At 66.2% G+C, this 18,688-nt stretch carries 17 protein-coding genes; 2 read left to right on the top strand and 15 right to left on the bottom strand.

The window, feature by feature from the left end:
- Positions 1-11: 11 nt before the first annotated feature.
- The 4 genes from pgk to LL06_RS08965 are packed head-to-tail and all read right to left on the bottom strand — an operon-like array spanning position 12 to position 4,439.
- Positions 12-491, bottom strand: coding sequence for a phosphoglycerate kinase (gene pgk, locus LL06_RS08980; RefSeq protein WP_035525209.1), 480 nt, complete (start codon positions 489-491; stop codon positions 12-14).
- Positions 488-2,503 carry a transketolase gene (gene tkt / locus LL06_RS08975; protein WP_035525207.1) on the bottom strand — a complete coding sequence of 672 codons (2,016 nt, stop codon included), beginning with the start codon at positions 2,501-2,503 and terminating at the stop codon, positions 488-490. Before tkt ends, pgk begins: the two co-directional genes overlap by 4 nt.
- Positions 2,504-2,513: 10 nt before the next feature.
- Positions 2,514-3,383 carry a phosphoribulokinase gene (locus tag LL06_RS08970; protein WP_035525204.1) on the bottom strand — a complete coding sequence of 290 codons (870 nt, stop codon included), beginning with the start codon at positions 3,381-3,383 and terminating at the stop codon, positions 2,514-2,516.
- 6 nt (positions 3,384-3,389) lie between these two features.
- Entirely contained in the window at positions 3,390-4,439 is a 1,050-nt protein-coding gene (locus LL06_RS08965; RefSeq protein WP_035525202.1) for a class 1 fructose-bisphosphatase, read from the bottom strand.
- A 96-nt stretch (positions 4,440-4,535) separates the two neighbouring features.
- Between LL06_RS08965 and LL06_RS08960 the strand changes: the two genes are divergently transcribed.
- Positions 4,536-5,510: a LysR family transcriptional regulator gene (locus LL06_RS08960; RefSeq protein WP_035525199.1), complete on the top strand. Its 975-nt coding sequence runs from the start codon at positions 4,536-4,538 to the stop codon at positions 5,508-5,510.
- A 34-nt stretch (positions 5,511-5,544) separates the two neighbouring features.
- On the opposite strand, the gene LL06_RS08955 is transcribed toward LL06_RS08960, so the two are convergent.
- The 6 genes from LL06_RS08955 to LL06_RS08930 form a co-directional block, all read right to left on the bottom strand.
- Positions 5,545-7,197 carry an FAD-binding dehydrogenase gene (locus tag LL06_RS08955; RefSeq protein ID WP_035525196.1) on the bottom strand — a complete coding sequence of 551 codons (1,653 nt, stop codon included), beginning with the start codon at positions 7,195-7,197 and terminating at the stop codon, positions 5,545-5,547.
- Positions 7,198-7,209: 12 nt separating this feature from the next.
- The gene (locus tag LL06_RS08950) at positions 7,210-8,136 is read right to left on the bottom strand and encodes a bile acid:sodium symporter family protein (protein WP_345775677.1); all 927 of its coding nucleotides are present in this window, start codon (positions 8,134-8,136) and stop codon (positions 7,210-7,212) included.
- A 187-nt stretch (positions 8,137-8,323) separates the two neighbouring features.
- Positions 8,324-9,517 carry an FAD-binding oxidoreductase gene (locus tag LL06_RS08945; RefSeq protein ID WP_244447083.1) on the bottom strand — a complete coding sequence of 398 codons (1,194 nt, stop codon included), beginning with the start codon at positions 9,515-9,517 and terminating at the stop codon, positions 8,324-8,326.
- 237 nt (positions 9,518-9,754) lie between these two features.
- Positions 9,755-10,579: a metallophosphoesterase gene (locus LL06_RS08940; protein WP_035525188.1), complete on the bottom strand. Its 825-nt coding sequence runs from the start codon at positions 10,577-10,579 to the stop codon at positions 9,755-9,757.
- 240 nt (positions 10,580-10,819) lie between these two features.
- Complete coding sequence (locus LL06_RS08935; protein WP_081963828.1) at positions 10,820-11,407, bottom strand: hypothetical protein; 588 nt, start codon at positions 11,405-11,407, stop codon at positions 10,820-10,822.
- A gap of 66 nt (positions 11,408-11,473) precedes the next feature.
- Positions 11,474-13,285, bottom strand: a complete 1,812-nt coding sequence (locus LL06_RS08930) for a methyl-accepting chemotaxis protein (protein ID WP_161784957.1) — start codon at positions 13,283-13,285, stop codon at positions 11,474-11,476.
- Positions 13,286-13,689: 404 nt separating this feature from the next.
- Here LL06_RS08930 and LL06_RS08925 point away from each other — a divergent pair, with 404 nt between their 5' ends.
- On the top strand, positions 13,690-13,947 hold the full coding sequence (locus tag LL06_RS08925) for a hypothetical protein (RefSeq protein WP_035525283.1): 258 nt from the start codon (positions 13,690-13,692) through the stop codon (positions 13,945-13,947).
- Positions 13,948-13,995: 48 nt separating this feature from the next.
- On the opposite strand, the gene phnN is transcribed toward LL06_RS08925, so the two are convergent.
- The 5 genes from phnN to phnE (LL06_RS08900) all read right to left on the bottom strand — a co-directional run.
- Complete coding sequence (gene phnN / locus LL06_RS08920; protein WP_052161339.1) at positions 13,996-14,586, bottom strand: phosphonate metabolism protein/1,5-bisphosphokinase (PRPP-forming) PhnN; 591 nt, start codon at positions 14,584-14,586, stop codon at positions 13,996-13,998.
- Positions 14,586-15,725 (bottom strand): alpha-D-ribose 1-methylphosphonate 5-triphosphate diphosphatase, encoded by a 1,140-nt coding sequence (locus LL06_RS08915; protein ID WP_035525185.1) that lies wholly within the window; start codon positions 15,723-15,725, stop codon positions 14,586-14,588. Before LL06_RS08915 ends, phnN begins: the two co-directional genes overlap by 1 nt.
- Positions 15,726-16,433, bottom strand: a complete 708-nt coding sequence (locus tag LL06_RS08910) for a DUF1045 domain-containing protein (protein ID WP_035525182.1) — start codon at positions 16,431-16,433, stop codon at positions 15,726-15,728.
- Complete coding sequence (gene phnE, locus LL06_RS08905) at positions 16,430-17,779, bottom strand: phosphonate ABC transporter, permease protein PhnE (RefSeq protein ID WP_035525179.1); 1,350 nt, start codon at positions 17,777-17,779, stop codon at positions 16,430-16,432. Before phnE (LL06_RS08905) ends, LL06_RS08910 begins: the two co-directional genes overlap by 4 nt.
- A gap of 1 nt (position 17,780) precedes the next feature.
- A partial coding sequence (phnE, locus tag LL06_RS08900) for a phosphonate ABC transporter, permease protein PhnE (RefSeq protein ID WP_345775676.1) occupies positions 17,781-18,688 on the bottom strand: 908 nt, incomplete at its 5' end.

Raw genomic sequence — 18,688 nt, 5'->3', positions numbered from 1 at the left:
GGAATCTCCTGTCAGGCTGACGGCGCGAGGTCGGGTGTCGGTTCGGGCAGCAGTTTGGCCAGTTCCTGGATCCAGACGGCTGCGGGGTCAGGCATTCCGCCCGGGACGGAAAAATAGTCGCCCAGCACGCTGAGCCGCATGGCGAAGGTGCGCGAGTGCCGCTGCGCTTCGGGATGGAACCGGACATTCTCCAGAAGCGTGATCGACCCGGCGGGTGTCGCGGCAAGGCCGGCTTCCGCGACGGGCCCGACGCAATTGCCGACGAAATGCACCGGCAACCCGGTCAGCACAGACAGCGGCTCGGCCAGATGGCGCAGCGACATCACCGGGTTCACGTCGCCTGCCGGATTGTCGTATCCGGCGATCACCGCGAGCCGCGCGCCGCGCGCGGCGAGTTCGCGGAGATGGGCGGCGAAGCTCTCGGTCCAGCCGAGGCTGAGGTCGGAGCGGACCAGCACGGTCCGTCCCTCGAGGTCACGGACGCGGCTCATGATCCTGCCCTCCCCGCGAGCGTCACCGCCAGGCCCGCGACACGGTCGGCGGTGATGTCGAAATGCTCGTAGAGTTCGGGCGCCGGCGCAGAGGCGCCGAAACCTTCCATCCCGACAAAGGCGCCGGTCTCTCCGATCCAGCGGTCCCATCCCATCCGCGCCGCGGCCTCGACGGCGATCCGCGGAGCGGTGCCGAGCACCTGGGTCCGGTAGGCCTCATCCTGCGCCGCGAACTTCTCCCAGCAGGGCATCGAGACGACCACCGCGCGCAGCCCGTGCTGCTCCAGGAGAAGCCCGGCCGCCTTGCGGGCGATCTCGACTTCCGAACCGGTGGCAAGCAGCGTCACGTCGCGCCCTCCCTTGGGCGCGTGCAGCACATAGGCGCCGCGCGCCGAGAGATTGTCGGCCGAACCGTTTTCGCGCAGCATCGGCAGGCCCTGGCGCGACAGCGCCAGCACGCTCGGCGTCGACCGGTCCCTGAGCGCCAGTTCCCAGCACTCCGCCGTCTCGATGATGTCGGCGGGGCGGTAGACATTGAGGTTCGGCGTGGCGCGCAGCATCGCCAGGTGCTCGACCGGCTGGTGCGTCGGCCCGTCCTCGCCGAGCCCGATGGAATCATGGGTCAGCACATAGACCACGCCCTGCTCCATCAGCGCCGAGAGCCGCATGCCGCCGCGGGCGTAATCGGAAAACACCAGGAACGTGCCACCATAGGGGATGAAGCCGCCATGCAGCGACAGCCCGTTCATCACCGCGGCCATGGCGTGCTCGCGGATGCCGTAGTGAACATAGCGGCCCTTGAAGCGCTTCGGCGCGATCGACGGGGTCTGGGACGTCTGGGTCAGGTTCGACCCGGTCAGGTCCGCCGAGCCGCCGATGGTGAGCGTGGTGGCGGCGTTGATCACCTCGAGCGCCATCTGCGAGGCCTGCCTTGTGGCCACCTTCGTGGCCTGCTCGCGATGCGTCTTGCGGAACGCAGCCAGCTTGCGGAACACCGTGTCCGGCACCTCGCCCGCCACCATCCGGTCGAAGGCTGCGGCATTGCGGGCCGCCGCATGGCGCTCCTGCCATTCCACGCGCGCAGCCCCGCCCCTTGCCGCCACCGCCTCCCAGGCCGACTTGATCGCGGCGGGAATGGTGAAGGGCTCATGCGGCCAGTCGAGTTCGGTGCGGGCGCGGGCGATCTCGTCCTTGCCCAGAGGCGCGCCATGGGTCTTGTGCGAGCCCTGCATCGTCGGCGCGCCCTTGCCGATGACGGTGCGGCAGGCGATCAGCGACGGCCTGGTGCTCTTGCGCGCCTTCGCGATGGCGGCGGCAATGGCCTCCGGGTCATGGCCATCGACCGACTGGACGTCCCAGCCCGCGGCCCTGAAGCGCATCGGCTGGTTCATCGAGGTCGACAGCGAGGTGGCGCCGTCGATGGAGATCTCGTTGTCGTCCCACAGCACGATCAGCTTCCTGAGCTTCAGATGCCCGGCGAGATCGATCGCCTCGTGGCTGATGCCTTCCTGCAGGCAGCCGTCGCCGGAGATCACATAGGTGTAGTGGTCGACGAGCTTGCGGCCGAAGCGCGCCGCCATCATTTCCTCGGCCAGCGCCATGCCGACGGCGGTGGTGATGCCCTGCCCCAGCGGCCCGGTGGTGGTCTCGACGCCCAGCGTGTGGCCGTATTCCGGGTGGCCCGGGGTCTTGGAGCCCAGTTGCCGGAAGTTCCTGAGCTGGTCGATCGTCAGGTCGGAATAGCCGAGCAGATGATGGATGGCGTAGATCAGCATCGAGCCGTGCCCGGCCGAGAGCACGAACCGGTCGCGGTCGGGCCAGGCGGGCATCGACGGGTCGATGTGGATGAACCGCTTGAACAGCACGGTGGCGACATCGGCCATGCCCATCGGCATGCCGGGATGGCCGGAATTGGCGGCCTGCACCGCATCCATGGCGAGAAAGCGGATGACGTTGGCCATGTCGCGTTCGCTGACCGCCTCCGAGGCGGCGATGGGTCGGGATATGGTCATGATGGCCTCCTCAGGACATGCGGCGCTTGCGCTCGACCAGCTTGTTGATCAGCGGCGTGAAGATGAGCTGCATGGCGAGATCGAGCTTGTCGCCCGGCACCACGATGGAATTGGCGCGCGACATGTAGCTGTTGGACATCATCGACAGCAGGTAGGGAAAATCGATGCCGCGCGGATTGGCGAAGCGGATCACCAGGATCGATTCCGCCGGCGTCGGGATCCAGCGCGCGACGAAGGGATTGGAGGTGTCGACGATCGGCACCCGCTGGAAATTGATGTCGGTGAGCGAGAACTGCGGGCAGATATAGTGCACATAGTCGGGCATGCGCCTGAGGATCGTGTCGGTGACGGCTTCGGTGGAATAGCCGCGGGCGGCCTTGTCGCGATGGATCTTCTGGATCCATTCGAGATTGATCACCGGCACCACGCCGATCTTGAGATCGCAATGCTTGGCGACATTGACCTCGTCGGTGACGACGCAGCCGTGCAGCCCTTCGTAGAACAGGACGTCCGTACCGCCGAACTCCTCCCACTCGGTGAAGGTGCCGGGCTCGGCGCCGTAGCAGGCGGCCTCGTCGGCGTCGTGGATGTAGTGGCGGGTCCGGCCCCTGCCGCGCCGGCCATATTCCTCGAACACGCTCTCCAGCATCTTCAGCTCATTGGCTTCGGAATTGAAATGGGTGAAGTCGCGGCCCAGCGCCTTCTCCTCGGCGATCTTCGCCTTCATCGTCTGCCGGTCGTACCGGTGGAAGGCGTCGCCCTCGATGAAGGAGGCCGTGACCCCTTCGCGGGCGAAGATCTTCTTGAAGGTCTGCTCGACGGTGGTGGTGCCCGCACCGGAAGAGCCGGTGATGGAAATGATGGGATATTTGGCTGACATGATGACTTAGACCCTGAAAAGACCGCGATGACCGAACAAAGGCGCGCGCTCGCTGATCATCTCGGGATCGACATGATAGCGGGCGACCCGCTCGACTTTTGACTTGGACCCGAAGATCAACGGCACCCGCTGGTGCAGGGTGACGGGCCTGATCTCGAGGATCCGGTTGATGGAATCGGTGGCGGCGCCATGCGCCTGCTCGACCAGGAAGGCGATCGGGTTGGCCTCGTAGACGAGCCGGATGCGGCCCGAGCCGTAGCCCTTGCGCTTGTCGGCCGGATACAGGAACACGCCGCCGCGGATGAGGATGCGGTAGCAGTCCGCCACCAGCGAGGCGATCCAGCGCATGTTGAAGTCCTTTTCGCGCGGGCCCTCGGCGCCGGCGAAACAGTCATCGATGTAGAGCCGCACCGGCTCTTCCCAATGGCGGTAGTTCGACACGTTGATGGCGAACTCGGAGGCATGCTGGGGGATGGAGACGGAATCATAGGCTTCGATGAAGTCGCCATACTTGCTCGAATGGATGAAGATCCGCGTGCCCAGGCCCACGGTCAGCACCAGCGCCAGTTGCGGCCCGTAGATGAAGAAGCCGGCGGCGAGCTGGGCCGTTCCCTGCTGCAGGAACGACTGCTCCGGATCGGATTTCGGGTCGCCGGTCACCGGCAGGATCGAGAAGATCGTGCCGATGGAGACATTGGTCTCGATGTTGGAGGATCCGTCCAGCGGATCGATCGCCAGCGCCAGCGGCTTCAGCGGATCGATCAGGATGGCGCCGGTGTTCTCTTCCGACCCGTACAGCGCCACGGGCACGTGGCGCATGGCCTCGAGGAAGATGCCGTCCGCCACCACGTCCAGGTCCTTCTGGATGTCGCCGTCGGTGTTTTCGCTGCCGCGCGAGGTGGCGAAGCCGGCATTGAGCGCGCCCTGGGTGGTGAGCTTGCGCACTTCCAGGGCCGCCTGCGCCAGCGCGCCGATGGTGGCCGAGATGGCCTCACTGTGCGGTTTCTGGGTGAATGAGCCCGATCGCAAAAAGGCAAGCAGCGATTGACCTGTCATGGATGCAGTCCTCCGTTGCAGCCAGGAGTAATCGTTTTGCGATGTTTGTAAATTTTAACTTATTGACAGACTTGATAAGTTTTTCTTACATAACTCATGCTCAACATCTCGCTGCGCCAGATGCGCACCCTTCTCGCGATCCAGAAGCACGGCAAGATCTCCGCCGCGGCGCGGGCGCTTGGCCTGACCTCTCCTGCGGTCACCCTGCAACTGCAGCAATTGGAGCAAGATCTTGGTTGCCAACTGTTTTTGCGCACCAAAACGGGGGCGCAGCCAACCGAAGTCGGCGACATCGCCATCCAGACCGCCCGCCGGATCCTGAGCGAGCTGGCCTCGTTCGAGGAGACCGTCCAGGCCCACAAGGGCATCGCCGCGGGCACGATCCGGCTCGGCGTGGTCTCCACCGGCAAATATTTCGCCCCGCGTCTGATTGCCGCATTCACCGCCGTGCATCCGGGCATCTCCATGACGCTGGTCGCGGCCAACCGGTCGGAGATCATCCAGAAGCTGCACGATCACGACATCGACGTCGCCCTGATGGGTCGCCCGCCGACCACCTTCAAGGTGCATGCGACCCTGTTCGGCGACCATCCGCTGGTCTTCATCGCCAGCCCCGACCATCCGCTGGTGGGCAGGCTCGACATCAGCCGGGAAGATCTGGCGGAACAGAAATTCATCGTCCGCGAAAAAGGCTCAGGCACCCGCTCCTCGTTCGAGTTCTTCATGTCGGGCACGCCGGGCGGCCTGCGCACCACGCCCACGGAAATGGATTCCAACGAGACCATCAAGCAGGCGGTGATCGCCGGGCTCGGCATCGCCTTCATCTCCGGCCATACGATCGAGCAGGAGTGCCTGAGCGGCAAGCTCGTCCTTCTCGATGTGGTGGAGACGCCGATCCGGCGGCAGTGGTTCTCGATCCGGCATTCGAGCCGCACCTCGACGCCGGCCCTGCAGGCGCTGGACGATTTCCTGAGGCTGCGCGGACCGAGCCTGCTGCCGGTGCTGTCCAAGCCCTACCCGGCCGCGCTGTTCCAATCCGCCATGACCGGCAACGCCGCGTTTCCGGATTAGCCGCAGCCCTCAGGCGACCTCGCTTCCCTCCGGGTCAGGCAATCGTCTCCGAACGTCCGGCCTGGCGTCCGGAAAAGATGCAGCCGCCGAGGAAACTGCCTTCCAGCGCATTGTAGCCGTGATAGCCGCCGCCGCCGAAGCCGCTGACTTCGCCCGCGGCGAACAATCCGGCGATCCGCTCGCCCGCTTCATTCATCACCTGGCCGTTGAGATCGGTCTCCAGCCCGCCCAGCGTCTTGCGGGTGATGATGTTGAGCTTGACCGCGATCAGCGGTCCGTTCTCGGGATCGAGCAGCCGGTGCGGCCTGGCCGTCCGCATCAGCCGGTCGCCGCGGTAGTTCCGCGCAGCAAGCACCGCCATCAATTGCGCGTCCTTGGTGAACGGGTTGTCGATCTGGCTGTCGCGGGCGACGATCTGCGCCCTGAGCCTTTCGGGATCGATGAGCCCGCCACCCTTCCGGTTCATGCCCTCGACCAGCTCCTCGAGCGTCGTGGCGACGATGAAATCCTCGCCATGCTTCTTGAACGCCTCGACCGCAGGCGTCGCCTGCCTGTTCAACAGCCGCTGCCGGATCACCTTGAGCCAGCTCCTGGCGGCGAAATCCGGGTTCTGCTCCGAGCCCGACAGCGCCACCTCCTTCTTGAGGATCTTCTGGGTCATCACGAACCAGGAATGATCGTGGCCGGTCGACAGGATCTCCCTGAGCGTCGACAGCGTGTCGAAGCCCGGCATGCAGGGCGGCCTGAGCCGGTTGCCGGTGGCGTCGAACCACATCGACGACGGCCCGGGCAGAATGCGGATGCCGTGATTGGGCCAGATCGGGTTCCAGTTCCTGACACCTTCGGTGTAGTGCCACATCCGGTCCGCATTGATCACCCGCCCGCCGGCGGCCTCGGTGATCGCGATCATCCGCCCGTCGACATGGGCCGGGACCCCGGAGAGCATCGACCGCGGCGGCTCCCCCAGCCGCTCGCGCGGCCAGGCCCTGCGCACCAGGTCGAGATTGCCGCCAATGCCGCCCGAGGTCACCAGCACGCTGGCCGCCCTGAGCTCGAAGTCCCCCGCGACCTCGCGGCTGGTGGACTGCCCGCGCTGCCTGGCGTCCGCGACGAGGATTTCGCCCGAAACGCCTTTGACCGCTCCGTTTTCGGTGATAATCCGCGAGCAGCGATGCCGGAACTTGAGTTCGATCCGGCCGGCCTTCGCATGGGCGCGGACGCGGCGCACGAAGGGCGCGATCGTGCCCGGGCCGACGCCCCAGGTCAGATGGAAGCGCGGCACCGAGTTGCCATGGCCATCGGCGAAGCCGCCGCCGCGCTCGGCCCAGCCGACCACGGGGAACCAGCGCATGCCCATTGCGTGGAGCCACGGCCGCATCTCGCCCGCAGCGAAATCGACATAGGCCTCGGCCCATTTGCGCGGCCAGAAATCCTCCTCGCGATCGAACTGCGCCGAGCCCATCCAGTCGTTGAGGGCGAGCGCGCGGCTGTCGCGGATACCCATCCTCCGCTGTTCGGGCGTGTCGACCAGGAACAGCCCGCCCAGCGACCAGAACGCCTGTCCGCCGAGGAAATTCTCGGGCTCCTGGTCGAGGATGATCACTTGTTTGCCCCGGTCGGCGAGTTCGGCGGCGGCCACCAGCCCCGCCAGCCCGCCGCCCACAATGATGACATCGCAGCTATCCATGGTCGTCTTCTCCTAAGCGGCGCTGACCTCAGCCGGGCCGAGCCTGCGGAACCAGAGGATCACCGGCGCCGAGACCACATACATCAGGATGCCGTAGACCGCCGCCGGCAGGGCATAGGGCGAGAAACCCGCCTCGTAGCCGCTGAGCATCGCCGCCACCGTGATGCCGAGGGTCGAATTCTGGATGCCGGTCTCCACCGAGATGGTCTTGACCTGCCCGTCCGGCAGGCCCGCAAGCCGGGCGACGCCATAGCCGAGCGCCAGCAGCACGACGATCAGGCAGATGAGCGCCGGCGCCAGCACCGGCAGGTTGGCCACGAACACGTCCCAGTTCGCCGCCAGCGCGACGACGACGATCAGCGCGAACAGCAGGTTGGCGACCTGCGCTACCACGGGCTCGATCCGTCCGGTCAGGTCTGGCGCGAGATGATGCAGCGTCAATCCGATCAGGATCGGAACGGTGGTGAGCAGGAACAGTTGCACCGCGATGCCGCCGATATCGACAGGCCCGGCCGCCTCTCCGCTGAAATAGCCGATCGACAGCGCCAAGAGCGGCGGCACCGTGATCATGCTGGCGAGGCTGATCACCGCCGTCAGCGACACCGACAGCGCCACGTCGCCGCGCGCCAGCCGGGCGAGGATATTGCTCGTCACCCCGCCCGGGCAGAAGGCCAGGATCATGAATCCGACCGCCAGTTCCGGCCCGATGCCGAACGCCAGCACCATGAGGAACGTGACCACCGGCAAAAGCAGCACCTGGTTGACCGCGCCGATGAAGAAGGCATAGGGCTCGCGGATCACCCGCAGAAAATCCGATGCCCTGAGGCCCAGGCCCAGCGAAAACATGATGAAAGCCAGCCCCAGGGGCAGCACGATCTCGACGACAAGTCCCATTTTTCCCTCCCGTGGCGCCGGCTCATTCTCCTCGACCGGCTTGATTCCCTCTCCGCCCCGCCGTTCTGCAGCGGTTTTTCAGCGACGGGACCACAAAAATCGGGTCTTGTCGACAGCCTCGTTGGCTGGCCTGGGCAACAGTACAGCCTTCCGCAGGCCGGCTGCGCGTAAGGCTCGCCGGATGACGCAACGTCAGCTTGGGGAATGCGAGGGGCCGGCCGCCCGGCCGCCTTCAGAAGCTCTTGATCACCTGGTTGACGGCGAACGCCGCCTGGTAGAACCCGGCCTTGAGCGCGCGCGCGGATTCCTGCCGGACATCCGTGACCGGCATCAGCAGGTCCGCCTCCTTGCCGCCCGCAAGCAGTTCGGCCATGGCCTTGCCGAACACTGTTCCGGGCGCGATGCCGCGGCCGTTGTAGCCGATCGGCGTGTAGAGCCCCTCGGCCAGCCGGTGGATCCGCGGCAGGTGATCGCCGGTCATGGCGATCTGGCCATGCCACGCGGTCTCGAACTCGACCGGGCCGAGCTCGGGAAACAGCCGCCGGAGCTGCCGCGCCGCCCAGCGTTCCGACAGCCCCTTGGCCCCGCCGATCGCAGCCCCCATCGAGCCGATGATCAGCCGGTCGGCGGCGTCGCGCCGCAGCGACAGCATGATCTGGCCGGTGTCCCAGATGCCTTGCCGCTCAGGCAGGATCCGGGCGATCCGCGCCCCCAGCGGCTGAGTGGCGACCTGGAAGAAGTGGATCGGAACGAAACTCTGCTTGAGGCCCGGCCAGAGCCCGTCGGAATAGGCGTTGGTCGCGAGAATCACCGACTTCGCCGTGACCCGGCCCTGGTCCGTCTCGAGCACCCATCCCCCCGGCTGCTTGGAGAGTTTGGTCACGGCCACGCCGGTGTGAATGCGAGCGCCGGCCGCCTTGGCCGCGCGCGCCAGGCCGCGCACATAACCCATCGGGTTCACCGTTCCCGCCCGCGCATCGAGCAGCCCGCCATGGAAGGCATCGCTGCCGATCTTCTCGGCGGTTTCCTGCCGCGACAGCAGCCTGACCGGCGCGCCGAGCCGCTCCCATTCCTCGGCCCTGCGCCTGAGGTCCGCGAGCCCGCTCTCGGAATGGGCGGCGTGAATGGTGCCGCTGCGCGTCAGTTCGCAGCGGATCTGGTGCCGCTCGATCAGCGACATGACATAGCTCGGGCCGTCGCCCAGAATGTCGACCAGCCGCGCGCCGCGTTCGCCGCCGAGCTTGGCGCGCACGTCCTGCGGCGGCAGCCACAGGCCGGCATTGAGCAGTCCGACATTGCGTCCCGAGCCGCCATAGCCGATCTGCCGGGCCTCGAGCACGCAGCAGTCGAGCCCCCGCTCGGCCGCATGCAGCGCGGTCGACAGCCCCGTATAGCCGCCGCCGACAATGGCGACGTCGACGCTCATGTCGGCTGTCATCGGCGAATGGAGATCAGGTTCCTGCGAGGTGTCATCCCACAAGGAAAGCGTCGACGGGCCAGACATTGCTTGAACTTCCTTCACTGAGAACGTCGCCGGTGCGCCGGTTTGCCACCGGAAGCGACTCGGGGAGTGTTGAACCAAGCGCCGCGCCGCGTCAATCGGGCAACGGAACCGGCGCCTGATCGTGCCACTGCCGGCAGGCGCGGCGGCGACGGACCTGTGTCAGACCATCTCGATGTCTTCCTCGATCTTCCACTGCACCTTTCCGGCGTCGAGGAAATCGATGGAATGGACCACGGTGCTGTCGGGCCTGAGGAAGCAGACATTGTAGTTCGGCGCCAGGTCTCCATGGCCCATCCGGTTGATCTGGCCCGAGAAATCCGGCCAGCAGGCATGATTGGTCGACCGCGGCGCAGAATAGGGAATGCCGGCCACGGCGCCGCTGAGCGTATAATGGCAGTGGCCAAAGAACAGATGCGCCACGGTGTCGCGGTACTCTTTCAGCAGCGCCTGCAGCTCGCGCTCGTTGAAGATGCCGATCACATCGGCATTGGCGACGTTCACCCGGACCGGGTTGTGGTGCATGAACAGATAGGCCCGCTGCCCCCCGGCCCGCGCCCCGTCGAGCACCCTTCTGAGCCAGGCCATCCGGCTTTCGCAATAGAGCCCGCCGTGGCGGCCCGCATCGACCGTATCCATGTAGACGAACAGCCCCGCCGGCGTTTCCTCGGTCCACTGGATGAAGCCGGACTCGTCGCGGCTGGCGCTCCCGAACACCGAGGCGAAGGTCTCGCGGTCGTCATGGTTGCCGATCAGCAATCGCGGCTCGAGCCTGCCCTTGAGCGGGCTCGCTTCGAGGATCGCCGCAAGCGCACGGTAGCTCTCCTCCCGGCCGTGATGGGTCAGGTCGCCGGTGATCACCACCTTGTCCGCATCCTGGTCATGGGCCTCGACATAGGCCAGGCATGACCGGAAATTGGCGACCGGGTCGAGCCCGAGGATCGGTTCGGGATTGATGTGGATGTCGGAAATATGGACGAGCTTCATGACGGTTTCCTTTGCGGCCCCGGCTTGCCTATCCGGAAATCATTGCTTCCCGGTGACAGTTGTCCGGGACGGCGGCCTGGGACTGGTTCGGTCATGATGATCCAACAAGCGCGCCCGGTTCAAGCCTCGCTGACGGCTTGTCACCACATGATCGCCGGCGCGCGCCGCCCGTCGATGAAAACGGCAGCGCCGCGCGACCGGTCGGCCGCGCGGCGCTGAGCTTCAGGTCCGGCGTAAGGATCAGAGCATGTCGAGATTGATGCCGACGGTGATAGCGCCGATGGCCTGGCCCGTCTCCGGATCGGTGATGGTGATGCTGGCCTGCGACTGCAGGGCTTGCGTTGATTCGTCGGTCTCGACGCCATCGACGAACACCGTGCCCGGGCCGGCGCTGAAGGTCTTCTGCCATTTGGCTTCGTCGCCCTGCCAGTAATCGGACGTCACGTCGCTCTGGCCGACATTGAGGCCCTTGGCGTCCATCACGAACATTTCGGTGATCATGCCCTGGCTCGCGTCCTTCTTCGCCATCAGGAATTTCGACAGTTCGCGGCCGAGAACCTCGTCGACCATGGGTCGGGCGGTGGCGGTCGCCTGGGCGCGCCATTCCTTGTCGAGCTTGTCGATCCCCGCCTCGTCCAGGCCCGCCGTCGTGGCGTTCTGCTCCTTGATGGCGGCGATCACCACCGGGTCGGTGAGCCAGGTCTCGACATTCTTGCTGATGAACTCCTTGACGGGCGCCACATGCGCATCCTGCGCCAGGGCGGTCATCGGAGCGAAAAGGGAAATCCCGGCGACAAGCAGGGTCGACATTGAAAGCTTGGTCTTCATGAAGATGGTCTCCTTGGTTGGTTCGGCGCTCGGCCTGTATGGGCCGTTCCGGTGTGGCATGCGGATTTAGAATTCTTCCCAACTGTCGGCGCCGGGAGCCAGCGCGGCGTTGCCGCGGGTCTGGTACCGTGGCGCTGCGGCGCTCCTGGGCGGCTGGGCGGACCCTTGGACCGGGGCCGCCGCGCGGATCGGCTGTGCCAACCCGGTCAGCCTGAACGACTTGACCACGTCCGCCAGCCGTTCGCATTCCCCCGACAGTTTCTGCGACGACAGGTTGCTGTCCTGGACCATGGCCGCGTTCTTCTGGGTCATGGTGTCCATCTCGTTGATCGCGGTGTTGATCTGCGACAGGCCGGTTGCCTGTTCGCGCGCGGCCGTCGAGATCGCGCCAATCTTCTGGGCGACTTCGCTGATCTGGTGTTCGATCTGCTCCATCGACGCGCCGGTCCTGTTGACCAGGTCGACGCCGCTGCTCACCTGCGCGCCGCTTTTCTCGATCAGATCCTTGATTTCCTTGGCGGCCGTCGCCGACCGGCCGGCCAGGTCCCTCACTTCCTGGGCAACCACCGCAAAGCCCTTTCCGGCTTCCCCGGCGCGCGCGGCCTCGACCCCGGCATTGAGCGCCAGCAGGTTGGTCTGGAAGGCGATATCGTCGATGACCTTGAGGATCTGGGCGATGCGGGAAGAGGACTCCTCGATCTGGCTCATGGCGGTGATCGCCGACCTAACGATCCCTGACGACGAGGCGGCCGCATCGCGGGTCGATCCGACAAGGTTGCCGGCCTCGGTCGCCTGCACCGACGACGCCTTCACGGTGGCGGTGATCTCGTCGAGCGCCGCGGCGGTCTGCTCAAGCGCCGCCGCCTGCTGTTCGGTCCGGCGGGCGAGTTCGTCGGTCGATGCGCCGAGGCTGCCGGAGGCCTGGCGGACGGCCTGCTGCGCACTGTCGATGGTGCCGACAGTCGCCTCGAGCGCCGACAGCGCGCGGTTGAAATTCTCCTGAAGGGCGGTGAATTCCCCGCCGAGGTCGGGAACCCGGGCGGTCAGATCGCCGGCGGCCAGCCGTTCGAGCGCGGCGCCCAGTTCGTCGACCACCTTGCGCTGCGTCCGGGCGCTGCGCTCGGCTTCGCTCATGTTGGCCTGGCGCTCGGCATCGATCTGCTCGCGCTGCCGGGCCATGTCCGCGTCGGCCTGAAGCTTGAGTTGCGAGGCATGGCAGAACTCGGCCAGCGCCCGCGCGACGACGCCGATCTCGTCGCCCTTGTCGGCATGCGGGATCGGGCTTGTCGTGTCTCCCGCCTGCAGCGCGCCGATGCGCTCGTTGACCTGGGCCAGCGGCCGGCCGACGAACCGGCGCATTGCCAGCAGCAGCACCGCCACTGACAGGATCAGCACCACGATCTGCGACGCCATCGCCTTGAGCGCGAAATCGCGGGCCGACATGGCGATGTCGGCGGTCGACCAGACGGTCTTGATGTGTCCCGCCGAAACGCCGTCCTTGTCCGCGGGCAGCGGCGCGACGATCACCACGGAGCCTTCGGCCTGGGTGAAGGAGGGTTCGGTCGCCTGGTCCGGCTTGGCCGACAGCACAGCGGCAAGGTCCGCATCCGGCGTGTCGGACCGGGTCCAGAGGTCGACCTGGTCGCCGGCCTGGTTGAAGGCGGAAAAGCCGGTCAGGGCCAGCTTGGGATCGTCCTGGAAGATCTGGTAGGCCGAGCGGATGGCTTCGGTCTTGCCCCATTTCACTCCGCCCGCGGCCTGGGCGCCGATCTGGGCGGTGTCCTTGAGCCAGTTACGCTCCGCGGTTTCCATCTGGCTCGCGCCCGACATCTGCGAAATGGCGAAACTCGTCACCACAAGGCCAAGCAGATTGACCATGATGACAGTAATCGCGATTTTCTTGGTAATGCTGCGCGTCGATCCCGCGCTTTTGACGTCCGCTTCAGTCCTGGAATGCACCCTCATACTCGCCCCTTGCCCCTTGCATCAGCCGCCTCCCCCTCGGTTGCAATCATTGCGGGCCATCCGGCGTCATGCCGGACCTTGGCTAGTCTTCCTCAGTCTGAGTGTGGGCGGTTTTAGTTTAGCAAGACTTAATGTGGGTGGTGCGAGAATTGACCCATTACATCGACAGCCCGGAAACCCATTCGTTCGGCGGCAAGGAGGGCTCCGGGCCAGCCGGCAAGACCGCCGCGCGAAAGATTGTCGCGCGCGGTTGTTTGTGACAGCCGCGCTCCCTAGGATTTTAGGGCAAACCTGTAAGTACCAGTCAGGAGGCGTGAATGCCGCAGAACAAGAAGATCAGGAAAGTCTACGACGCGCTGATCGAAGGCGCCTATCTCGGCCTGTCGGACACCGATCTGCATGACTATGTCTTCAAGCAGTGTCCCAAGGCCACCAGCAAGCGCCTGGTGCGCGCCTCGCTGCTGGCGCTGAGCGACCCGAAGGTCGAGGACCGCAACGTTCTCAATGTGATCTACGCGCTCGCGATCAAGCACCGTCTCGATGGCGGGCCGGATACCGACGAGGACGATGACTGAGCCCGTGGCGGTTTCCCAGCGTGGCAGAGGTCCCGGACTTATGATCGGTCACGCCAGCGAGCGGCCTATATAGGCGATCAGCGCCGCGCCTGCCGTCTCCACCGGGCCGGAATTGTCGATGACGAGGTCTGGCTCGACAGGGGAGGTCAAGGAAGCGGCGCGCGCGAGCCGCGCCTCGATCTCCGGAGCGCTTTCCCTGCCCCGCCTCTCGAGCCTCTGCGCCAGGATGCCGGCATCGACCTTGATCTCGACGGCCCGGGCGCTCGGGAACACCTGGCGGATGACGCCCCATGCCCCTCTCGATCCGTTGACCACCGCGACCTTGCCCGCGGCCAGATGCGCCTCGATGTCCCGCGGCAGGCCGTAGCGCAGGCCGTTGGCGGCCCAGGTCAGGGCGAACCGGCCCTCGTCCAGGGCGGCGTCGAACTCCTCGTCCGACATCGCCACATGATCCTCGCTGCCCGCTTCCGCCGACCGCGTGATCACCCTGCGGACGAACATCAGCTCCGGGCGCGCCGCGAATTCGGCGCGCGCGCGGCCGATCAGCGTGTCCTTGCCCGATCCGCTGGGTCCGAGCAGCACGATCAGCCGCCCCGGGGCGGCCTCTGTCCCGCTTGCGCGGTCGCTGACACCCGGCATCAGGCCACCCGTTCGCCTTGCCGCCAGACCGAGCGGACGATCGGCACCCCGGTGTCGCGGCGGACCCGCACGAGGTCGGCGCGCTTGCCCGGCGTCAGGCTGCCGCGGTCGTCGAGCCCGACGGTCTTGGCCGGCGTCGCCGTCACCAGCCGGATCGCCGAGGCCAGATCGAGGCCGTCGATCTCGTCGGCCAGCACGAACGGCGCCTGGATCAGGCTGAACGGCACGTAATCGGAGGACAGCACGTCGAGCACGCCGGCGCGGGCGAGATCGGTGGCGGCGATGTTGCCCGAATGCGAGCCGCCGCGCACCACGTTGGGCGCGCCCATCAGCACGCTCATGCCGGCCTTGTGCGACGCCTGCGCCGCCTCGATGGAGGTGGGGAATTCGGCCAGCTTGACGCCGAAGCCGACCGCCTCGGCGACATGGTCGAGCGTCGCGTCGTCATGGCTGGCCACGGTGATGCCGCGCTCGGCGCAGGCGCTGGCGAGCGCCTTGCGGTGCTGGTCGGAATAGCGTTTCGACGCCTCCTGCCGCCGGGTCACGAAATGGGCGAAGGCTTCGTCCGACAATCCGCGCTTGGTCTTGTAGTAGAGCGTGTACTGCTCCATCGTCTGGAACTGACGCTGGCCGGGCGCATGGTCCATCAGCGAGGCGAGGCGCACCTGGCTGTCGGTCAGGAAATCGGCGAAATGCTCGAGCACGTCCGAGGCCGAGACCTCGCAGCGCAGGTGAATGAGGTGATCGGCGCGCAGCCGGTTCTCCGCCCGCGCCTCCGAAAGCGCGTCGGCGATGGCGCGCATCTCGCCATTGCGGAAGCCGTCGTCCTCGTCCGAACCGAGCCGCAGGCAGTCGAACACGGTGGTGATCCCGGACGCGGCGATCTGCGCGTCATGCGACTGGATCGCGGAAATGGCATTCCAGCGCACGCCCGGGCGCGGCGAATAATGCGATTCGAGATGGTCGGTGTGCAGCTCCACCAGGCCGGGAATGATGAAGTCCCCGTCCATGTCCACACCGGTTGCCGAAACGCCTTCGCCAATCTCGGCGATGATCCCGTCCTTGAAAACAAGGCTGCCCGAAATCACCCGGTCTTCAAGAACGAGGCGGGCATTGGTCAGAACTGTCTCGGTGGTCATTCAAGCGGTCTTTCTCTGCTGTCCCGGCGCGAGCGGCGTCCGGCTGTGAATTCTGAACGGCGCGCCCGGCTCGGGTTCGACAAACAGGGTGAGCGCGTCGATCAGGATCGGCTGCCCGGTCACCGGGGCGAAATGCTCGCAGGCCGCGGCGAGGATCCGTTCGCGGTCCTTGTCCGGCAGGCGGCTCGTCAGCGTCATGTGGAACCGGAAGCAGTCGAACACGTAAGGATAGCCCCAGCGCATCAGGTTGCGCAATTCGCTGAGCGAGAGCTGTTCGGGGTTGCGCCGTTCGATGTCGCGCTCCGACAGCTCCGCCCGCAGGCCGTCGAAGGCGGTGACCACCTCGCCGGCAAAGCCGTTGAGCTCGCGCACGTCGCCCACCGGCAGCAGCGCCAGGAAGCCGTCGATGGTGCCGGCTCTCAGCCCGTCGAGATGGAAGGACGGCCGCTCGGCGCAGAACGCCTCGATGGCCTTGACCAGATCCTGTTCGCTCACACCCTCGGCCAGACTGAACGGCGCCTTGAGCGTGGCGTGGAACCCGTAGCGCCGCGCCGGCCCGGTCAGCCCGGCCAGTTCGTCTGCGCCCAGCGCATCCAGCGCCGGCCGCGGCACCGGCCTGCCGGTCTGGGCGTCGCGTCCGATCCAGCTCGCGGCAAGGTCGGCAAGGGCCGAGACGGGGTCGGGTGCAAAGTAGATCGCGTATCTCATGGGTGTCCCGTTCGTCCGATCAGACGGCTCCTGAGCCAGCCCGACAGCGTGTCCATTGCCATCACCATCAGGACGATCAGGACGATGTAGTAACTCACCTCTTCCCAGTCCTTCTGGGTGGCGATCGCCTGGGTCAGCAACAGTCCGATGCCGCCGCCGACGATCGCGCCGATCACGGTGGCGGAGCGTGTGTTTGATTCCAGATAATACAGGACCTGGCTCAAAAACACAGGCGTGACCTGCGGAATGACGCCGAAACGCGCCTGCTGGATGCGCGAGGCTCCGGTCGACTGCACCCCCTCCACCTGCCTGGCGTCGATGTTTTCGAGCGCCTCCGAGAAGGTCTTGCCGAAGGTGCCGGTGTCGGTGAGCAGGATCGCCAGCGCCCCCGTCATCGGCCCCGGCCCGAAGGCGCGCGACAGGATGATGGTCCAGATCAGCCCATCCACCCCGCGCAGGAAATCGAAGACGCGGCGCAGCGTGAACAGGATCGGCCGCGACGGGGTGAAGTTGGTGGCGGCGAAGAACGCCAGCGGCAGGGCGATGACGGCGGCGCCCATGGTGCCGAGGAACGCCATCAGCACGGTCTCGAACAGGGCCCAGGCCACGTCGCCGTGCCGCCACATCGCATTGGTCCAGAAATCATGGACCATTGCGGAGATATTGGTCCGGTCCGGATCGACCCGCTCGCCGACCGTGGCGAGCCGGACCAGTTCGACAAAGGACTTGCCGTAGAACGGGCTGTCGAGGGTGAAGAAGAACAGCTCCCACCCGGCCTGGTACTTGAACACCTCGGTGCGGTTGCGCGTGTAGCTGAAGCGCCCTTCCGGGGTCGTCACCGAAACGCGCGTGTCCGACGGGTTGATCCAGTCCGGAACCGGACCGTCGGGCAGTACCAGGCGCAGCTTGCCGTCATGCGGCGAGACGTCGATCACCCCGTAGCCGGGCACGGTGTAGCGGGCGCCGTCGCCGTCGAAGATGACTTCGTGCCCGCCGTCGAGGTCGATCCGCGTCACGCCGTCGGCCATCGTCACCCAGTCGGGCAGCATGCCCTGCGGATAGGTCCCCTTGTTCTCGCCCTCGATGGCGACCGTCACCTCGTCGGTACGGTTGTCGCGGGTGACATGGGTCTTGTGCGACCAGAAATCCGAGAGCAGGATCGCCGCGTTGTCGAGCCGCGCGCGCGACGCGATGCCGGGAATGTCGAAGGCGAAGAACACATAGGCCAGATAAACCAGGATCAGCGCGGGCACGCCGAAGGCCAGCATCTGCTTGCGGCTGAAGCCCTTGAGAACGGCGAGCCTGAGATCGGCGGGAGAAATCGTGCCCGTGTCGGTGGCGCTCATGTCAGTGTCCCCTGATCAGGCGGTTGCGGTAATGGCTCGACAACTGATCGAAGAACACGATGGTGATGAACAGAAGGATGAAGATCGCCACCACCTGGTCGTACCGCCCCTGCCCCCACTGCATGGCAAGCCTCAAGTCGTGGCCGATGCCGCCCGAGCCGACGAAGCCGAGAATGGCCGACGCCCGGATGTTGATCTCGAAGCGCAACAGCCCGTAGGACAGCCAGTTGGGCGCCACCTGCGGGATCACCCCGAGCCACATTTTCTGGATCCAGCTCGCGCCCACCGAGGACAGGCCCTCGACTGGCTTGAGATCGGCGTTCTCCGCCACTTCCGAAAACAGCTTGCCCAGCGCGCCGGCGGTATGGAAGGCAATGGCGATCATCGCCGGAACCGGACCGCCGCCGAGAATGAAGATCAGCACCAGGGCGATGACGATTTCCGGGATCGCCCGCATCCCGTCCATCATCCGGCGGAACACCGGGATCAGCCGCGGCCAGCGGGCCAAGCCCCGGGTCGAGAGCAGCGCCAGGACCACGGCGAAGAGGGCGCCGATCAGCGTCGAGACGGCGGCGATGTTGAGCGTTTCGATCAGCGAGGGCAGGAATTCGACGAGAAGTGCCGGGATCAGCGCCGCCTTCTCGATGCCCTCGGCCAGCACTTCGGAGGGAAATTCGAAGATCTGCGAGATGCCGTTCCAGAACCCGCCGGCATTGCGCGCATCGGCGAGGCGGAAGCCCGAGACCATCATCGCGATGAAGATGACCACCAGGATGCCGCCATACATCTGCTTGCGCCGCGCCAGCGCCAGGTAGTTATCGCGGATGGCGATCGATGCGGCAGTGCCGCCCTGGAATGTCGTGCTGTCGCTCATCGGCGGGGAGTCCTTCGAAATAAAGGCGGGGAGCC

Source organism: Hoeflea sp. BAL378 (genome assembly GCF_000759435.1).
In the GTDB taxonomy this organism is placed as follows: domain Bacteria; phylum Pseudomonadota; class Alphaproteobacteria; order Rhizobiales; family Rhizobiaceae; genus Hoeflea.
The sequence above is the reverse complement of the archived record's forward strand: the minus strand, read 5'-3'. Positions and strand labels throughout refer to the sequence as shown.

What these genes read in the sequence shown, in the direction of transcription:
- pgk (WP_035525209.1), bottom strand. Translation starts at nt 491, where the DNA reads ATGAGCCGCGTCCGTGACCTCGAGGGACGGACCGTGCTGGTCCGCTCC.
- tkt (WP_035525207.1), bottom strand. Translation starts at nt 2,503, where the DNA reads ATGACCATATCCCGACCCATCGCCGCCTCGGAGGCGGTCAGCGAACGC.
- LL06_RS08970 (WP_035525204.1), bottom strand. Translation starts at nt 3,383, where the DNA reads ATGTCAGCCAAATATCCCATCATTTCCATCACCGGCTCTTCCGGTGCG.
- LL06_RS08965 (WP_035525202.1), bottom strand. Translation starts at nt 4,439, where the DNA reads ATGACAGGTCAATCGCTGCTTGCCTTTTTGCGATCGGGCTCATTCACC.
- LL06_RS08960 (WP_035525199.1), top strand. Translation starts at nt 4,536, where the DNA reads ATGCTCAACATCTCGCTGCGCCAGATGCGCACCCTTCTCGCGATCCAG.
- LL06_RS08955 (WP_035525196.1), bottom strand. Translation starts at nt 7,197, where the DNA reads ATGGATAGCTGCGATGTCATCATTGTGGGCGGCGGGCTGGCGGGGCTG.
- LL06_RS08945 (WP_244447083.1), bottom strand. Translation starts at nt 9,517, where the DNA reads ATGAGCGTCGACGTCGCCATTGTCGGCGGCGGCTATACGGGGCTGTCG.
- LL06_RS08940 (WP_035525188.1), bottom strand. Translation starts at nt 10,579, where the DNA reads ATGAAGCTCGTCCATATTTCCGACATCCACATCAATCCCGAACCGATC.
- LL06_RS08935 (WP_081963828.1), bottom strand. Translation starts at nt 11,407, where the DNA reads ATGAAGACCAAGCTTTCAATGTCGACCCTGCTTGTCGCCGGGATTTCC.
- LL06_RS08930 (WP_161784957.1), bottom strand. Translation starts at nt 13,285, where the DNA reads ATGGTCAATCTGCTTGGCCTTGTGGTGACGAGTTTCGCCATTTCGCAG.
- LL06_RS08925 (WP_035525283.1), top strand. Translation starts at nt 13,690, where the DNA reads ATGCCGCAGAACAAGAAGATCAGGAAAGTCTACGACGCGCTGATCGAA.
- phnN (WP_052161339.1), bottom strand. Translation starts at nt 14,586, where the DNA reads ATGCCGGGTGTCAGCGACCGCGCAAGCGGGACAGAGGCCGCCCCGGGG.
- LL06_RS08915 (WP_035525185.1), bottom strand. Translation starts at nt 15,725, where the DNA reads ATGACCACCGAGACAGTTCTGACCAATGCCCGCCTCGTTCTTGAAGAC.
- LL06_RS08910 (WP_035525182.1), bottom strand. Translation starts at nt 16,433, where the DNA reads ATGAGATACGCGATCTACTTTGCACCCGACCCCGTCTCGGCCCTTGCC.
- phnE (WP_035525179.1), bottom strand. Translation starts at nt 17,779, where the DNA reads ATGAGCGCCACCGACACGGGCACGATTTCTCCCGCCGATCTCAGGCTC.